Source organism: Rhizobium sp. 768_B6_N1_8, assembly GCF_051811225.1.
Taxonomy (GTDB): Bacteria; Pseudomonadota; Alphaproteobacteria; order Rhizobiales; family Rhizobiaceae; genus Rhizobium.
Genome location: NZ_JBPWPV010000002.1, coordinates 2133256 through 2151027, shown reverse-complemented (window position 1 = coordinate 2151027; position 17772 = coordinate 2133256). Strand labels below are relative to the sequence as shown.

The window sequence follows — 17772 nt, the reverse complement described above, 5'->3', positions numbered from 1 at the left end:
ATGAAGGACTGACAATGGACGCCATTGTAGAAACGCTTGCTTATCCGCTCGACCCGTTGAGCCTGACCGAGATCTCGGAAGCCGTCGCAATTCTGAAGGACGAAAAGCAACTGCCGCAATCGATCCGCTTCCCGATCATTCGCCTGGAGGAGCCGACCAAATCCGACATGGCCATGCATCGCGACGGAAGCAAGCTTCCCCGGCTGGCATTTGTCCTGTCGCTGGATTCCAGCTCGGGCGAGGTCCATGAATCGATCGTCGACCTGTCGAAAAAAGCTGTCTTCGAGCACAAGAGGCTGCCGCTTGAAACTGCGCCTTACGGGCAGCCACCTGTCATGCTTTGCGAGTTCGAGACCGTCGAGGCGACAGTCAAATCGGACCTCCGCTGGATTGCTGCGGTCAAAAAGCGCGGTATCACCGATGAGGATATTCCGCTTGTCCAGATCGATCCGTTTTCCTCGGGTTTTTTCGGACGGGAATTTGAAAAGGGCGCCCGCATCGTTCGCGCCGTCTCCTATTGGCGCGAGGATATCCGCGACAACGGCTACGCCCATCCGATCGAAGGGGTCGTTGCCGTTGTCGACCTGATCAGCAATCAGGTGGTCGATCTCGTCGACGACGAGACCGTCATTCCGGTGCCGAGGAAGAAGCGGAATTATGGACAGGAGTCCTTTCCCGATGTCCGCCAGGATGTAAAGCCGCTCAACATCGTGCAGCCGGAGGGGCCGAGCTTCTCGGTCGATGGCTGGACAGTGCAATGGCAGGACTGGTCGTTTCGTGTCGGTTTTACGCCTCGCGAAGGTCTCGTCCTGCATGAGCTCGGGATTAAAAATGGCGGCAAGCTTCGTCCCGTGATCTTCCGTGCCTCGGTGACCGAAATGGTCGTGCCCTATGCCGATCCGACCGCCAACCACTATTGGAAGAGCGCTTTCGACGCCGGAGAATATGGGCTGGGGCGGCTCGCCAACAGCCTTGAGCTCGGCTGCGATTGCCTTGGCCAGATACACTATTTCGATATCCCGTCGGCGGATGATTTCGGCCAGCCGGTAATGATGAAGAACGCCGTTTGCATGCATGAGGAGGATTTTGGAATCCTCTGGAAGCACTACGAGTTCAGAAACGGCATTTTTGAAGTGAGGAGATCGCGCCGTCTCGTCATCTCCTTCTTCGCGACGGTCGGCAATTATGACTACGGCTTCTACTGGTATCTCTATCAGGATGGCACCATCCAGCTCGAAGCAAAGCTTACCGGAATTATCCAGACCGCGGCTGTGGCGAGTGGCCAGAAATATGCCTGGGGTGGAATGGTCGACGACAAACTCGGCGGCCCGACCCACCAGCATTTCTTCAATGCCCGCCTGCACATGGATATCGATGGCGGCGGAAATACCGTCAGCGAGCATGAGTTCCAGCCACGCCCATGGGGCGAGGACAATCCCTATGGCAACGTCTTCGATACGAAGACGAAAATCTTGAAACGGGAACTCGATAGTCCCGCCGTCGCCAATGGCGAGACCGGCAGGTATTGGAAGGTCCAGAACCCCAACGAGCAGAATTCCGTGGGCAATGCGCCCGGCTATAAAATGGTGGTCATGCCAAGTCCCCTGATGCTCGCCCAGGAGGGATCGACCGTTGCTCAGCGTGGCGGATTTGCCAAGAAGCACATCTGGGTGACGGCTTTCGACGCGAAGGAAAAATATGCGTCCGGCGACTATCCGAATGTGCATGCAGGCGGAGACGGCCTGCCGAAATATGTCGAGAACAACCGGAATATCGAAAACGCCGATATCGTGCTCTGGCATTCTTTCGGGCATACGCATGTCTGCAAACCGGAGGATTTTCCGATCATGCCGGTGGAATATGCGGGCTTTACCCTGAAGCCGAACGGCTTCTTCGACAGCAACATTGCCATGAACCTCCCCGCTGCCCGCAATGAGCATAGCCGTGACAACCACGGCTCGGCCGCTTCCGATCAGGGGGATAAGGCCAGCGGCAGTTGCTGCGGACATTGACGGGGATCGCATACAGATAAGGGGCGACAGCAAGGGCGCGCCCTATCTGCAATCTCCCCTCAGCTCTCGGTAATGCGGCGATCCTCGTCGGAGCCGACCGAGAGCTGCTTCCAGTCGAGATCTTCCTGCAATTCGAGATATTGCGTCGGCCCGATCTTGTTCTTATCGCGCAGCTCTTCGAGGCGTTGGCGCTGGGCGATTACGGCGGCGATCGTCAGCTTGCGGCGCCGCACGAGCGGCGAGGTCTCGCCGGCGTCAGAGGACACCGTCCAGTGATCCTTGCAGATCGTCCTGATGGCCTCAGCCTCGACGCCACCTTCCTTCTCGAGCCGCGCAAATGCAGCTTCGGCAAGCGAGCGCCTTGCGGCTTCCAGTTCGTCGTGAACTTGCGCCTGCCGCCCGAGTTTCAGGAAATGGATCATCGGGGCGAGCGTTGCCCCCTGGATGACGAGCGTTGCCAGCACCACGGCAAAGGCTGTCAGCACGACGAGGTCACGTTCCGGAAAGTCGGCGGGCAGGGCAAAGGCGGTGGCGAGCGTGACCAAGCCGCGCATGCCGGACCAGCCGACCAGAAAGGTCTCCCCGTGCCTGAAGGGCGCCAGCAGATTGCCGCGCCGGTGGCGCGAAATGACGAAGGCATGCAGCAGGAAGGCCATCGTCAGTCGCGCCAGGATGACGCCGACCACGACGATGGTGGCAAAGCCCAGCGACCGCTCGAGGGCCTCGGCCGACATGGATTCGACAATGCTGCGCGCCTGAAGCCCCATGAGCAGGAAGGCGACGACGTTCAGCAGGAAGACGACGGTCGTCCACACGGCAAAGGAATGCACCCGCATGCGCGGGGAATCGTCGACTGTCGAAAGCGTGGCGATCGTCATGGCGCTCGCAACCGTCGCAAGCACGGCCGAAAGATGCAGATGCTCGGCGATCAGCCAGGTCGAAAAGGCATAAACGAACTGCAGCAGCGTGCCGCCGACCGTATTTTCGGTGATTGGCCGCAGCCGCGAGACGAAAAAGCCGAAGACGATGCCGAGGAGAATGCCGCCGGGTGCGGCAAAGCCAATCTGGAGCGCTGTTGCTCCGTCGAGCCCGCCGCGTGCCTGGACCGTGAGTGCCGCTCCAAACAGCAACAGCGCCGTTGCGTCGTTAAACAGGCTTTCGCCCTTGAGCAGAGCGTCCACACGCCGATCCACCGGCAGATTGGAAAGCACGGCGGTCGCGGCAGCAGCATCGGGCGGAGCAACGATGGCGCCGAGCGTCACCGCAACCGCAATCGGCAGGCCGACCGTCAGCATGCTGATCGACACCACCACGCCCGTCGTCACCAGAACGGCAATGACGGCATAGAAGATCAGCGGCAGCAGCATGCGCCGCGCAGCCCCCATCGGGAAATCATAGGCGGAATCGACAAGCACCGGTGCGATGAATAGGGCAAGCGCCGTCGGCGGGTCGATCGGGATGACAGGCGCACCGGGCAGCATCGCCACGCCGACGCCGGCAGCGGCTAGAATGCCGGGATAGGGCAGATGCATGCGCCGGGTGATCTGCAGGAGCAGGATGGCGACGGCCAGCAGGGCAACGAGGGTTTCGAAGAAGGTCATGACGGCATAGTAGCAGGCTTTCGGGCGCATTGAAGCGGGTGCGGCTCCCATGTAAAGCTTAAGCCTATCAAGGTGATGACGAAACGCGGGGCGGAGCGGTGACGATGGACTACGATGTGGCTGTTATCGGCGCCGGCGCAGCAGGCATTGCTGCGGCACGAAGGCTGACCGATGCCGGACGCTCGGTCGTCATCCTCGAAGCCAGCAACCGTGTCGGCGGCCGGGCCTGGACGGTCGAACTTTCCGGCATGCCGCTCGATATGGGCTGTGGCTGGCTGCATTCGGCCGAGCGCAATCCCCTTGTCGCGATCGGCCGCGAGGCAGGCTTTACGATCGAGCGCGGGCCGACGGCCTGGCAGAGCCAGTGGCGCGATCTCGGTTTCTCGCCGGAGGAACGTGCGGCTGCCGCCGCTGCCTGGGAGGTGCTTGAAGGGCGGCTGCGGGCCAATCCACCCGCAAGCGACAGGGCCTCGGACGCGCTGGAGCCGAATGGTGAGTGGAACGCCTATTGCCAGTCGCTCAGCGGCTATCTGAACGGCGCGCCGCTGGAGCGGCTGTCGATCGCCGATTTCCTCGCCTATGACAATGCCGCAACCGATGCCAACTGGCGGGTGCACGAGGGCTATGGAAATCTGATCGGGGCTGCCGTTCCCGATGTGACCCTGCGCCTGTCGACGCCGGTGCGCCGTATCGCGCTGACCGCTGAGGGTGTCCGGCTTGAAACCGATCGCGGTCCGGTCACGGCAGGTGCGGCAATCGTCACGGTCCCGACCAATGTTCTCGCCCGTGGCACGATCGCCTTCGACCCTGAGGCCGATGATCACCTGCATGCCGCAGCGCAACTGCCGCTCGGCCTTGCCGACAAGCTGTTCATGGAGCTTCACGGCAATCATGGTCTCGAGCCGGAAACCCATCTGCTCGGCGATGCCAGGAACGACGAGACCGGCAGCTATTATATCCGGCCGCTCGGACGCCCAGTCGTCGAAGGCTTCTTCGGCGGCAAGGGCGCCGTCGTCATCGAACAGGCTGGCCTGCTCGATGCCTTCGCCTTCGCCCTCGACCAGCTGTCATCGCTCTTGGGGAACAACATCCGCCGCCACCTGCGTCCGCTCGCAGCCTCGTCCTGGTGCCACACGGATTGGGTTCGCGGCTCCTACAGCCATGCGCTGCCCGGCCATGCCGGCGCCCGCACCATCCTCGCGCGTCCGGTCGCCGCCCGACTGTTCTTCGCCGGTGAGGCGACGCATCAATCTGACTTCTCGACAGCGCATGGCGCCTGGGAAAGCGGGTTGCGGGCCGCCGACGAGGTGATCGGCGACAGTGGCTAGGACCGGCTTAAATATGCGCCAAATCCAACTTCGTTTCTTCGGTGACGGGCGGATAGTGCTCCATCAATCTTCGTCCCGGTCGATTTCGTCCATTCGTGTTTCCAGATACTTCCAGGCTTCATCGATGGGCTTGGCCTTGGTAGGATCGGCCTTATGGGCATCATAGGCGGCCGCAACGTCCGTGCGCAGCCAGTGCTCGATGGCGTTCTCGTGCTCCTGCAAGCCCATATCTTTTCGCGCATGACTTCATTCTCCGAGGCGCAATCGCCATTGGACACTTGTGCTTAGCGAATGGACGGAGGGGCAGTCGATCCTGCCTCTCCGATACACCGATCCAGGTGTGATTTGGAGAATCGGCCAGGCGATCTTGTCGCCTTATTGCAACGTGCGGCCCTGGAGCTGCCCCGCGGCGAAGCCCGGCGCGGCAGCGGTCGCTCCAGCGCCTTCCAGGCCGGTCGCCACGACAGCGACACGGAACCTGCCGTCCAAGCTGCGGTCGAAGATCGCTCCGACGACGATTTCGGCGTCGTCCTGCACTTCGTCGCGAATGCGGCTTGCAGCCTCGTCGACTTCGAACAGCGTCATGTCAGAGCCGCCAGAAATCGAGATCAGCACGCCCTTGGCACCCTTCATCGAGATATCGTCGAGCAGCGGGTTGGCGATGGCAGCTTCCGCCGCCTTCATCGCGCGTCCCTCGCCCTCAGCCTCGCCCGTGCCCATCATCGCGCGGCCCATGCCGCGCATGACGGACTTCACATCGGCGAAGTCGAGATTGATCAGGCCTTCCTTGACGATGAGATCGGTGATGCAGCCAACACCGGCATAAAGCACACGGTCCGCCGTCATAAAGGCATCGGCGAAGGTGGTCTTGGCATCCGCAATGCGGAACAGGTTCTGGTTAGGAATGACGATGACGGTATCGGCCGCTTGGCGCAGCGCTTCGATGCCGGCTTCCGCCATCTTCATGCGGCGATTGCCCTCGAAGGTGAAGGGCTTGGTGACGACGCCGACCGTCAGGATGCCGGCCGAACGTGCCGCATGTGCAATGACGGGTGCCGCACCCGTGCCGGTGCCGCCGCCCATGCCGGCGGTGACGAAACACATATGCGAGCCGCTCAGGTGATCCATGATCTCGTCGAGCGATTCCTCGGCAGCAGCGCGGCCGACTTCCGGCAGGGAGCCGGCGCCGAGACCTTCCGTGACATGGGCGCCGAGCTGGATGCGGCGCGTCGCCTTGGAGGTCGCCAGCACCTGGGAGTCCGTATTTGCGGCGATGAAATCAACGCCCGCAAGTTTTTCGGCGATCATGTTGTTGATCGCGTTTCCGCCACCGCCGCCGACGCCAATCACCGTGATCTGCGGCCGTAGTCCTGTAATGCCGCTCTTGGCGTCTGTCATCGAACTCTCCTTTTGTCCCTCGTGCATGCTCCGCCCCGTCGCGGATAGCGAATCGCATAATACGTTAAGTGCGCAACAAGGCAGAGGCGGGGCGAGCTTTGCAATATCCAAAGGGATTTCAGCACTCGTTCATGTTCGAAAAGACCGCACGGTGAGATTGATCCGGAGGATCGCACCAGCAGCGATTGCTTTGCCTCGAGGCGAAGTTTGGCTAAAGATGAAAGTGAAACGAAGGGAGGGCGCATGTTTCTGTCGGATCGTCAGGAGAAGATCATCGCGCTTGCGAGGTCGTTGGGCCGGGTACTGGTCGATGATCTGGCGGCGCAGTTTGCCGTGACACCGCAGACGATCCGCAAGGATCTAAACGATCTTTGCGATGCGCAGCTTCTGACGCGCATTCATGGCGGCGCAACCTTCCCGCGAGGGACGGAGAATGTCCGCTATGACGCCCGGCGCCAGATCGCCGCGACGGAAAAACAGGCGATCGGTGTTGCTGCCGCTGATCTCATCCCCAATAACAGCTCGCTCTTCATCAATATCGGCACGACGACGGAAGCGGTCGGAGAGGCGCTCTCCGATCATCACGAATTGATGGTGATCACCAATAACATCAATGTCGCCAATAGATTGCGGCTGATCGACAATATCGAGGTGGTGATTGCCGGCGGCGTGGTACGCCAATCCGACGGTGGTATCGTCGGGGAAGCGGCCGTCGATTTCATCAGGCAGTTCAAGGTCGATTATGCCGTGATCGGCGCCTCCGCGATCGATCCGGATGGCGCTTTGCTCGACTACGATTTCCGTGAGGTGAAGGTGGCCCAGGCCATCATCGCCAATGCCAGACACGTCATCCTGGTAGCAGATTCGACCAAGTTCGAACGGACAGCACCCGTCCGTATCGGCCAGATTTCGCAGGTCCATACCTTCATCACCGACCAATGCGATTCGCCTTCTATCCGCACTATCTGTCAGCAGAGCGGTGTTGTGCTGGTCGAAACAGCGAAAGCTAACCGCTGATTTTAGCGGTGAACAACATTCGTTTGACATTCGAAAAATTTTCGGTTTAATCATCCTCACTTTCGCAATGGTGGGGGAACCGTTGCGCTGTCCTGGCTCAAAGAGGGGGAGCATGAGCCGTATCAACGATATTTTCGTCATTGGGGGCGGGATCAACGGCTGCGGGATCGCGCGCGATGCGGTTGGCCGTGGTTATACGGTCGCGCTTGCCGAGATGAATGATTTCGCCTCCGGCACCTCGTCGGGTGCGACCAAGCTCATCCATGGCGGATTGCGTTATCTCGAACATTACGAGTTCCGGCTGGTGCGGGAATCGCTGATGGAGCGCGAGATTTTGTGGGCCATGGCCCCGCACATCATCTGGCCGCTGCGCTTCGTGCTGCCCTATCACAAGGGCGGCATCCGTCCGGCCTGGATGATCCGGCTCGGCCTGTTCCTCTACGACCATCTCGGCGGCCGCAAGCTTTTGCCGCCGACGGCGGTCTTGAACATGCGCACCGATCCGGCGGCAAAGCCGCTGAAGGCGCTGTTTTCCAAAGCCTTCGAATATTCCGACGGCTGGGTCGACGATGCCCGCATGGTGGTGCTCAATGCCCGCGATGCCGCCGACAAGGGCGCGCTGATCATGCCGCGCACCAGGGTGGTGTCGGCCAGACAGGAGAAAGATGCTCAGGAGAATGGCGTCTGGACGATCGAGACGATCAACACGGTGACCGGCAAGAGCGAGCGCCATCAGGCCCGCATGCTCATCAATGCCGCCGGTCCCTGGGTCGATCATGTCATCCGTTCCGCCTTCGGCCAGAACGAGGCCCGCCATGTGCGTCTCGTCCAGGGCAGCCACATCATCGTCAGGAAGAAGTTCGAGGGACCGCGCGCCTATTTCTTCCAGAACCCCGACAACCGCATCATCTTCGCCATCCCCTACGAGACCGACTTCACGCTGATCGGCACCACCGATCGCGACTACACCGCCGATCCGAAGGACGTGAAGATCTCCGAGGAAGAGACGCTCTATCTCTGCAATGCGGCGTCGGAATATTTCAAGGAGCCGGTCAAGCCCGACGATATCGTCTGGACCTATTCGGCAGTTCGCCCACTTTTCGACGACGGCGCCTCGAAGGCACAGGAAGCGACGCGTGACTATGTCTTGAAGGTCGAGGGCAAGCAGGGCGAGGCACCGCTTCTCAATGTCTTCGGCGGCAAGCTCACCACCTATCGGCGGCTGTCGGAACATGCACTCGAAAAGATCGGCGAAGCGATCGGCGTCAAGGGCAGGCCGTGGACGGCGGGCAGCCATCTGCCGGGCGGCGACTTTCCGGTGCAGGGCTATGAGGGCGAAGTCGGCAAGCTCAAGGCGAGCTATCCGTTCCTGACCGAGCCCCATGCCCGCCGGCTTGTCCGCCGCTACGGCACGAAGGCCGCCACGCTTCTCGGCAATGCCCAGAAGACAGAAGATCTCGGCAGGCTGTTCGGATCCGATCTCTACGAGGCCGAGGTTCGCTACCTGATCGAACATGAATGGGCCAGGCACGCGCAAGACGTGCTCTGGCGAAGAACAAAGGATGGCCTGCGTCTTTCGAAGGAGCAGGTGAGATCACTGGAGGAGTACATGGCTGCCATACCGGCACAGATGGCCGGATAAGGTGGCGTGTGGTCCCCGTTGCGAGGAGGCACGGGAATCGGAATGCTGGAGCTGCGAAACGCCGCCAAGATGGTGGGCGCGGACTATCATATCTATCCGACCGATCTGGTCCTCGAGCGGGGCACGCTGAATGTCCTGCTGGGGCCGACCTTGTCGGGCAAGACGTCGCTGATGCGGCTGATGGCGGGGCTTGATCGGCCGACGGAAGGCTCCGTGCATTTCGACGGCGCCGATGTCACCGGCATGCCGGTGCAGAAGCGCAACGTCGCCATGGTCTACCAGCAGTTCATCAATTATCCGGCACTGACCGTCTATGAGAACATCGCCTCGCCGATGCGCATTTCCGGCAAGGATGCGGCTGCGATCGACCGCGATGTGCGCAAGGCAGCCGAACTCCTGAAACTGACGCCCTATCTCGATCGCACGCCTCTCAATCTCTCCGGCGGCCAGCAGCAGCGCACGGCGCTCGCTCGCGCCCTTGTCAAGAATGCCAGCCTCGTGCTGATGGATGAGCCGCTTGCCAATCTCGACTATAAACTGCGCGAGGAATTGCGCGAGGAACTGCCGAAGATCTTCGCCCAGTCGGGGGCAATCTTCGTTTACGCCACCACCGAGCCTTCCGAAGCGCTGTTGCTCGGCGGCAATACGGCAACGCTGAACGCCGGCCGGGTCACGCAGTTCGGGCCGACGATCGATGTCTATCGGCGACCGGTTGATCTCGCCACCGCCGGCATCTTCGCCGATCCGCCGCTGAACGCCATCGAGGTCACCAAATCAGGTCATGTCTTTGTGCGCCCGGGCGGGGGCACGCTTCCGGTTCCGGCCCATCTTTCCACCGTGTCCGATGGACCCGTGACGATCGCCTTCCATCCGCACCATCTCGGGCTGGCGCCGCAGACCGGCGATGCGGCTCGCCTCAAGGCGCGCACGCTGGTGTCGGAAATCACCGGCTCGGAGAGCTTCGTTCATCTGGACTATGACGGCGTGCGCTGGGTGATGCTGGCGCACGGCATTCACGACATCGATCCGGACATGGAGATCGAAGCCTATCTCGACACGCGCCACTTGATGGCATTCGGCGCCGATGGGCAGGCCATCGCCACGGTTGGAAAGGTTTAGGAGAGCACAATGGCACGCATCACGCTCGACCATATCCGCCACGCTTACGGCGCCAATCCGAAGAGCGATAAGGATTATTCGCTGAAGGAAGTCGACCACGAATGGAATGACGGCGGCGCCTATGCGCTACTCGGCCCCTCCGGCTGCGGCAAGACCACGCTGCTCAATATTATCTCCGGTCTTCTGCAGCCGTCACATGGCCGCATCCTGTTCGACGGTAAGGATGTCACGGACCTTTCGACCCAAAGCCGCAACATTGCGCAGGTCTTCCAGTTTCCGGTCATCTACGACACGATGACGGTCTACGACAATCTTGCCTTTCCGCTGCGCAACCGCGGCGTGGCAGAAGCGGATGTCGACCGACGCGTACGCGACATTCTCGAAATGATCGACCTTGCCGGCTGGGCGAGGCGCAAGGCGCAGGGCCTGACCGCCGACCAGAAGCAGAAGATCTCGCTCGGGCGCGGGCTGGTGCGCAACGACGTCAACGCCATCCTCTTCGACGAGCCGCTGACAGTCATCGATCCCCATATGAAATGGGTGCTGCGTTCGCAGCTGAAGCGGCTGCACAAACAGTTCGGCTTCACAATGGTCTATGTCACCCATGACCAGACCGAGGCTTTGACTTTCGCCGAGAAGGTGGTCGTCATGTATGATGGCCAGATCGTCCAGATCGGAACGCCGGCCGAGCTCTTCGAGCGGCCAAGCCACACCTTCGTCGGTTATTTCATCGGCTCGCCCGGCATGAACGTGATGCCGGCAAAGATCGACGGCAGCAGCGTCAGGGTCGGCGACGAGACGCTGACGCTCGACTATGCGCCGAAGACCGAGGGCGCGGCCAAGACCGAGCTCGGCATCCGGCCGGAATTCATCCGGCTCGGACGGGAGGGCATGCCGGTATCGGTGAGCAAGGTCGAGGATATCGGCCGCCAGAAGATCGTGCGCGCCCGTTTCGCCGGCCAGCCGATTGCAATCGTCGTGCCTGAGGATGGCGAAATCCCTGATGACGCCCGCGTCAGCTTCGATCCCTCAGCCATCAGCATTTACGCCGACAGCTGGCGTGTCGGCAGGGAGGCCTGACCCATGCAGAAGACGTGGAACAACAAAGCCTGGTTTCTGGTCCTGCCGGTGTTGCTGCTCGTGGCATTTTCGGCCGTCATCCCGCTGATGACCGTCGTCAACTATTCGGTGCAGGATACGTTCGGCAATAACGAGTTCTTCTGGGCCGGCACGGACTGGTTCGTCCAGACCCTGCATTCCGACCGTTTCTGGGAAGCATTGCAGCGCAACCTGCTCTTCTCCTTCATCATTCTGGCGCTGCAGATTCCGCTCGGCATCTTCATCGCGCTCAACATGCCGAAATCGGGACCGGGCGTTCCCGTCTGCCTCGTCTTGATGGCCTTGCCGCTCCTTATTCCGTGGAACGTCGTCGGCACGATCTGGCAGGTCTTCGGCCGTGTCGATATCGGCCTGCTCGGTCACACGCTGGAAGCGATGGGCCTCGACTACAACTATGTGCGCGATCCGGTCGATGCCTGGGTGACCGTCATCATCATGGACGTCTGGCATTGGACGAGCCTTGTTGTGCTGCTCTGCTATGCCGGCCTCGTTTCGATCCCGGATGCCTATTATCAGGCGGCCAAGATCGACGGAGCCTCGCGCTGGTCCGTCTTCCGCTACATCCAACTGCCGAAGATGAAGCGTGTGCTTCTGATCGCCGTGCTGTTGCGCTTCATGGACAGTTTCATGATCTATACCGAACCCTTCGTCGTCACCGGCGGCGGCCCCGGCAACTCTACGACCTTCCTCTCCATCGATCTGGTGAAAATGGCGGTCGGCCAGTTCGATCTCGGCCCTGCGGCGGCCATGTCGATCATCTACTTCCTCATCATCCTGCTGCTCTCCTGGGTGTTCTACACCGTGATGACCAGCGGCGACGCGAACGGCTGAAGGAGGGCGCAGACATGACCAAAAAATACAAACCTGCAGGTAACCTTTCCTGGCTCGTCCCGACGATCTACATCATCTTCCTGATCCTGCCGATCTACTGGCTCGTCAATATGAGCTTCAAGGAGAATGCCGAGATCACCGGCGCCTTCTCGCTGTGGCCGACGAACCCGACGGTGCGCAACTATGCGGTCATCTTCACCGATCCGTCCTGGTACAACGGCTATATCAACTCGATCATCTATGTGGTGATGAACACGGTGATCTCGGTCGCCGCAGCACTGCCGGCTGCCTATGCCTTTTCGCGCTATCGCTTCCTCGGCGACAAGCACCTGTTCTTCTGGCTTTTGACCAACCGCATGGCGCCGCCGGCGGTCTTCGCGCTGCCCTTCTTCCAGCTCTATTCGGCCTTCGGCCTGATCGACACGCATATTGCCGTGGCGCTTGCCCACTGCCTGTTCAACGTGCCGCTGGCGGTCTGGATCCTCGAAGGTTTCATGTCGGGCGTACCCAAGGAGATCGACGAGACGGCCTATATCGACGGCTATTCCTTCCCGCGCTTCTTCATCAAGATCTTCATTCCGCTGATCGCGAGCGGGGTGGGTGTCGCAGGCTTCTTCTGCTTCATGTTCTCGTGGGTCGAGCTGCTTCTTGCCCGCACGCTGACGACCACGGCCGCAAAGCCGATCTCGGCGATCATGACGCGCACCGTCTCGGCTTCCGGCATGGATTGGGGGGTGCTGGCGGCAGCCGGCGTGCTCACCATCATTCCCGGCGCCCTCGTCATCTATTTCGTCCGCAATTACATCGCCAAGGGCTTTGCCCTGGGTCGCGTCTGAGGAGGACCGGACATGAGCTTTTCCTGGATGGCCTGGACGCTGCCGACGGCGCTGTTCTTCCTGACGATCCTGGCGCTGCTGATCGGCATGAGCGTCTGGGAATATTTTTCGCCGGGCGGCTCGCCGCGCGTCGGCTTGCTTCGTTTCGAGACGACGCGCGGCGACCGGCTCTTCATTTCGCTGCTCGGCGCAGCATTCATTCATCTTGCATGGCTGGGTCTCATCGGACCCAACCTGTGGTGGGCTCTTGGCATCTCCGTGATCTACGCGATCGGCGTGTTCCGCTACGTGTGATGCCAGGGTGATACAGATGGCCGGGGGTACTGGCCGCCTGAGACGTGAGACCTGCAATCGCAAACCCGGGAGGATATTATGCGAAAGCACTTACTGACGACGACAGCAGGCTTGCTGCTGGCAATGACCGCGTCGGCCTATGCCGGCATGGACGAGGCCAAGACATTCCTCGACAAGGAAGTCGGCGATCTCTCGACGCTTTCCCGCGCCGACCAGGAAAAAGAAATGCAGTGGTTCGTCGATGCCGGCAAACCCTTCGCTGGCCTGGACATCAAGGTCGTCTCCGAAACGCTGACGACGCATGAATATGAATCGAAGGTGCTCGCGCCTGCCTTCACCGCGATCACCGGGATCAAGATCACCCACGACCTCATCGGCGAAGGTGACGTGGTCGAAAAGCTGCAGACGCAGATGCAGTCGGGCGAAAATATCTATGACGCCTATGTCAACGATAGCGACCTGATCGGCACCCATTGGCGCTACCAGCAGGCCCGCTCGCTGACGGACTGGATGGCAAACGAAGGCAAGGATGTCACCAATCCGGGCCTGGATATCGACGACTTCATCGGCACCAAATTCACGACCGCGCCGGACAAGAAGCTCTACCAGCTTCCCGACCAGCAGTTCGCGAACCTCTACTGGTTCCGCTATGACTGGTTCAACGACGAGAAGAACAAGGCCGATTTCAAGGCCAAATACGGCTACGACCTCGGCGTTCCCGTCAACTGGTCTGCTTATGAGGACATTGCCGAATTCTTCACCGGTCGTGATGTGAACGGCAAGAAGGTCTTCGGCCACATGGACTATGGCAAGAAGGACCCGTCGCTCGGCTGGCGCTTCACCGATGCCTGGTTGTCGATGGCCGGCAATGGCGACAAGGGCCTGCCGAACGGCCTTCCTGTCGATGAATGGGGTATCAAGGTCGACGAGAATTCGCGTCCGGTCGGTTCGTGCGTTGCACGCGGCGGCGATACCAATGGTCCGGCTTCCGTCTATTCGATCGCGAAATATCTCGATTGGATAAAGGCCTACGCTCCGCCGGAGGCAGGCGGCATGACCTTCTCCGAATCCGGTCCGGTGCCGGCACAAGGTGCGGTCGCCCAGCAGATCTTCTGGTACACGGCCTTCACCGCCGACATGGTCAAGCCCGGCCTGCCGGTCATGAATGATGACGGCACGCCGAAATGGCGCATGGCTCCGAGCCCGCACGGCGTCTACTGGAAGGACGGCATGAAGCTCGGCTATCAGGACGTCGGTTCCTGGACGCTGATGAAGTCGACGCCTGACGATCGCGCCAAGGCTGCATGGCTCTATGCGCAGTTCGTCACCTCGAAGACCGTGGACGTGAAGAAGAGCCATGTCGGCCTCACCTTCATCCGCGAATCCACCATTCGCGACAAGAGCTTCACCGAACGTGCTCCGAAGCTCGGTGGCTTGATCGAGTTCTATCGCTCGCCGGCCCGCGTTCAGTGGTCGCCGACCGGCACGAACGTTCCTGACTATCCGAAACTCGCGCAGTTGTGGTGGCAGGCGATCGGCGACGCCGCTTCCGGTGCAAAGACGGCGCAGGAAGCCATGGACTCGCTGTGCGGCGAACAGGAAAAGGTGCTGCAGCGCCTGGAACGCGCGAAGGTGCAGGGCGATATTGGCCCGAAACTCGCCGAGGAGCATGATCTCGCCTATTGGAACGCAGACGCGGTGAAGAAGGGCAACCTTGCGCCGCAGCTGAAGATCGAGAACGAGAAGGAAAAGCCCGTCACCATCAACTATGACGATCTCGTCAAGAGCTGGGCCGACGCCAAGAAGTAGGCGTCAAACTGGCCGGGCGCGGCTGCGCCCGGCCATCCCTAAATTTCCATGATAATAACGGGAACAGAGCTGCCGTTCCGGCGGAACGACGGCTGCTGCGCAGGAAACAGATGTCATGAGCGGCCACATCCTTGCCATCGACCAGGGCACGACATCGTCACGAGCCATAATTTTCGACCCTCAGATGCGGACCGTATCGTCGGCCCAGACGGAGATCACCCAGCATTTCCCACAGACCGGCTGGGTGGAGCATGATGCAAACGAAATCTGGGACACGGTGCTTTCGACGGCCCGCGACGCCCTGGCAAAGAGCGGCGCAGCTCCTGGCGCAGTCGCCGCCATCGGCATCACCAACCAGCGGGAGACGACCGTCGTCTGGGAAAAAGCCACCGGCCGGCCGCTTCACAAGGCGATCGTCTGGCAGGACCGGCGCACGGCGGAAATGTGCGACCGGCTGAAAGTCGATGGCTATGAAAAGCTCTTCACCGCCAAGACCGGTCTGCTTCTCGATCCCTATTTTTCCGGCACGAAGCTGCGCTGGCTGCTCGACAATGTCGAGGGACTGCGTGCCCGTGCCGAAGCCGGAGAGGTCTGTTTTGGTACCATCGACAGCTGGATCATCTACAAGCTGACCGGCGGGCGGGCGCATGTCACCGATGCGACCAACGCCTCGCGAACCCTGCTCTACAATATCGCCGAGAACCGCTGGGACGACGAGCTTCTCGAGATCCTGCGCATCCCGCGGGCGCTGCTGCCCGAGGTCAAGGACAGTGCCGACGATTTTGGCACGGTCGATCCTGACATCTTCGGCGCGGCGATCCCGATCCTCGGGGTCGCGGGCGACCAGCAGGCGGCGACAATCGGCAATGCCTGTTTCGAACCGGGCATGGTGAAGTCGACCTACGGCACCGGTTGTTTCGCGCTCCTGAATACCGGTGACGACCGCGTCCACTCGAAGAACCGGCTGCTCACCACCATCGCCTACCGTCTGAACGGCAAGACCACCTACGCGCTGGAAGGGTCGATCTTCATTGCCGGTGCGGCCGTGCAGTGGCTGCGTGATGGTCTCGGCATTATCGGGAACGCATCGGAAACCGGTGCTCTGGCTGACAGAGCCGATCCGCAGCAAAGGGTCTATGTCGTGCCCGCCTTCACCGGCCTCGGTGCTCCCTATTGGGATCCGGAGGCGCGGGGCGCGATCTTCGGCCTGACGCGCAACAGCGGCCCGGCGGAGCTGGCGCGCGCCGTCCTGGAATCGGTCGCCTACCAGACGCTCGACCTGCTGGTGGCGATGCGCAGCGATTGGGGCGACCATCCGATCGAAACCGTGCTGCGCGTCGATGGCGGCATGTCGGCCTCCGAATGGACCATGCAGCATCTCGCCAACATTCTCTCAAGTCCGGTCGATCGGGCGGCGACCTTGGAGACGACAGCGCTCGGTGCAGCCTGGCTTGCCGGATCGAAGGCCGGTGTCTGGCCGGACCGGACGGAGTTCGCGCGCGCCTGGGCGAGCGACCGTAGCTTTGAGCCCGATATGACTGACGTAGACAGGCAGGCGAGAATTGTCGGCTGGCGCAACGCGATTGCGCGAACACTCAGCACGGTGACCTGACCTAGCGCGGACCACCACCGTCGGGAAAGAGCCGGGCGGTGTCAGGCCGCCCGGCTCATCGATATGTCTTGCGTCAAGCGTCGAGCCGGTTCTGTGTCTGCCGGTCGAAGAAGTGCACTTTCGGGGTCGCAAAGGACAGTTTGATCCGTTGTTCGGGTGCAAGGCTCACGCGTTCGCGCACAACCCAGGTGAGTTCCTTGCCCTCGACCTCGACGGCGACATGGGTTTCCGAACCGGTCGGCTCGATGACCTTCACGACCGCTTCGATGCCCTCATCGCCAGCGAGCGAAATATCCTCCGGACGGATGCCGAGCGTCAGCGACTTGCCAGCGGAATTCTCCGGCGCTTGCGAGAGTTTGACGCGCGCGCCGCCGGGAAGAGCGAGGCTCGGGCTACCGGAGTTCTCAAGCGTGCCCTCGAGGAAATTCATCGCCGGTGAGCCGAGGAAACCGGCGACGAAGATGTTGCGCGGCCGGTCGTAGAGTTCGAGCGGACTGCCGATCTGTTCGACGTGGCCGCCCTGCAGCACGACGATCTTGTCGGCCATGGTCATGGCCTCGATCTGGTCATGCGTGACATAGACGATCGTCGTCTTCAGGCGCTGGTGCAGCGCCTTGATCTCGGCCCGCATCTTGACGCGCAGTTTGGCGTCGAGGTTCGACAGCGGCTCGTCGAAGAGGAAGACCTTCGGATCGCGAACGATGGCACGGCCCATGGCGACGCGCTGGCGCTGGCCGCCCGAAAGCTGCGCCGGCTTGCGTTCGAGCAGCGGCTGCAGGCCGAGGATCGCGGCAGCCTCCGCCACCTTTTTGTCGATCTCCGGCCGTTTGGCGCCGGCCAGTTCCAGCGCAAAGCCCATGTTCTGGGCGACCGTCATCTGCGGATAGAGCGCGTAGTTCTGAAAGACCATGGCGATATCCCGGTCCTTCGGCTGCAGGTTGTTGACGACGCGCCCGTCGATGCTGATCTTGCCGGCGCTGATCTCCTCAAGACCAGCGATCATGCGCAAGAGCGTGGACTTGCCGCAGCCGGACGGGCCGACGAGGATGACGAACTCGCCATCGGCAATCTCGACATCGATGCCGTGGATGATGTCGACCGAACCGAAGGACTTCTTGACTTTGTTGATGCTCAATCCGGACATGGGGGCTCCT

General features: G+C 61.2%; 15 protein-coding genes. 11 read left to right on the top strand and 4 right to left on the bottom strand.

Features of this window, described 5'->3' with window-relative positions; genetic code table 11:
- The first annotated feature begins 14 nt into the window (after positions 1-14).
- Positions 15-2012 carry a primary-amine oxidase gene (locus tag AB8B33_RS34275; RefSeq protein ID WP_439018784.1) on the top strand — a complete coding sequence of 666 codons (1998 nt, stop codon included), beginning with the start codon at positions 15-17 and terminating at the stop codon, positions 2010-2012.
- Positions 2013-2071: 59 nt separating this feature from the next.
- On the opposite strand, the gene AB8B33_RS34270 is transcribed toward AB8B33_RS34275, so the two are convergent.
- Entirely contained in the window at positions 2072-3613 is a 1542-nt protein-coding gene (locus tag AB8B33_RS34270) for a cation:proton antiporter (RefSeq protein WP_439018919.1), read from the bottom strand.
- 104 nt (positions 3614-3717) lie between these two features.
- Here AB8B33_RS34270 and AB8B33_RS34265 point away from each other — a divergent pair, with 104 nt between their 5' ends.
- Positions 3718-4941 (top strand): flavin monoamine oxidase family protein, encoded by a 1224-nt coding sequence (locus AB8B33_RS34265; RefSeq protein ID WP_439018783.1) that lies wholly within the window; start codon positions 3718-3720, stop codon positions 4939-4941.
- Between the two features lie 63 nt (positions 4942-5004).
- Here the strand turns inward: AB8B33_RS34265 and AB8B33_RS34260 are convergent, their stop codons facing one another.
- Positions 5005-5169, bottom strand: a complete 165-nt coding sequence (locus AB8B33_RS34260; protein ID WP_439018782.1) for a hypothetical protein — start codon at positions 5167-5169, stop codon at positions 5005-5007.
- 147 nt (positions 5170-5316) lie between these two features.
- Positions 5317-6339 carry a cell division protein FtsZ gene (ftsZ, locus tag AB8B33_RS34255; RefSeq protein WP_439018781.1) on the bottom strand — a complete coding sequence of 341 codons (1023 nt, stop codon included), beginning with the start codon at positions 6337-6339 and terminating at the stop codon, positions 5317-5319.
- A gap of 243 nt (positions 6340-6582) precedes the next feature.
- Between ftsZ and AB8B33_RS34250 the strand changes: the two genes are divergently transcribed.
- From AB8B33_RS34250 to glpK, 9 genes are all read left to right on the top strand, one after another.
- Positions 6583-7356: a DeoR/GlpR family DNA-binding transcription regulator gene (locus tag AB8B33_RS34250; protein WP_439018780.1), complete on the top strand. Its 774-nt coding sequence runs from the start codon at positions 6583-6585 to the stop codon at positions 7354-7356.
- 112 nt (positions 7357-7468) lie between these two features.
- Positions 7469-8998 (top strand): glycerol-3-phosphate dehydrogenase, encoded by a 1530-nt coding sequence (gene glpD, locus AB8B33_RS34245; protein WP_439018779.1) that lies wholly within the window; start codon positions 7469-7471, stop codon positions 8996-8998.
- 42 nt (positions 8999-9040) lie between these two features.
- On the top strand, positions 9041-10117 hold the full coding sequence (locus AB8B33_RS34240; protein ID WP_113320246.1) for an ABC transporter ATP-binding protein: 1077 nt from the start codon (positions 9041-9043) through the stop codon (positions 10115-10117).
- A 9-nt stretch (positions 10118-10126) separates the two neighbouring features.
- On the top strand, positions 10127-11197 hold the full coding sequence (locus AB8B33_RS34235) for an ABC transporter ATP-binding protein (protein ID WP_113320245.1): 1071 nt from the start codon (positions 10127-10129) through the stop codon (positions 11195-11197).
- A 3-nt stretch (positions 11198-11200) separates the two neighbouring features.
- Positions 11201-12067 (top strand): carbohydrate ABC transporter permease, encoded by an 867-nt coding sequence (locus tag AB8B33_RS34230; protein WP_037108406.1) that lies wholly within the window; start codon positions 11201-11203, stop codon positions 12065-12067.
- A 14-nt stretch (positions 12068-12081) separates the two neighbouring features.
- The gene (locus tag AB8B33_RS34225) at positions 12082-12903 is read left to right on the top strand and encodes a carbohydrate ABC transporter permease (protein WP_113320244.1); all 822 of its coding nucleotides are present in this window, start codon (positions 12082-12084) and stop codon (positions 12901-12903) included.
- Between the two features lie 12 nt (positions 12904-12915).
- On the top strand, positions 12916-13197 hold the full coding sequence (locus AB8B33_RS34220; RefSeq protein ID WP_439018778.1) for a DUF2160 domain-containing protein: 282 nt from the start codon (positions 12916-12918) through the stop codon (positions 13195-13197).
- 78 nt (positions 13198-13275) lie between these two features.
- Complete coding sequence (locus AB8B33_RS34215; RefSeq protein ID WP_439018777.1) at positions 13276-15006, top strand: ABC transporter substrate-binding protein; 1731 nt, start codon at positions 13276-13278, stop codon at positions 15004-15006.
- A gap of 115 nt (positions 15007-15121) precedes the next feature.
- Positions 15122-16618, top strand: coding sequence for a glycerol kinase GlpK (gene glpK, locus AB8B33_RS34210; RefSeq protein ID WP_439018776.1), 1497 nt, complete (start codon positions 15122-15124; stop codon positions 16616-16618).
- 73 nt (positions 16619-16691) lie between these two features.
- Here glpK and AB8B33_RS34205 read toward each other — a convergent pair whose 3' ends face one another.
- The gene (locus tag AB8B33_RS34205) at positions 16692-17762 is read right to left on the bottom strand and encodes an ABC transporter ATP-binding protein (RefSeq protein WP_439018774.1); all 1071 of its coding nucleotides are present in this window, start codon (positions 17760-17762) and stop codon (positions 16692-16694) included.
- Positions 17763-17772 lie beyond the last annotated feature (10 nt).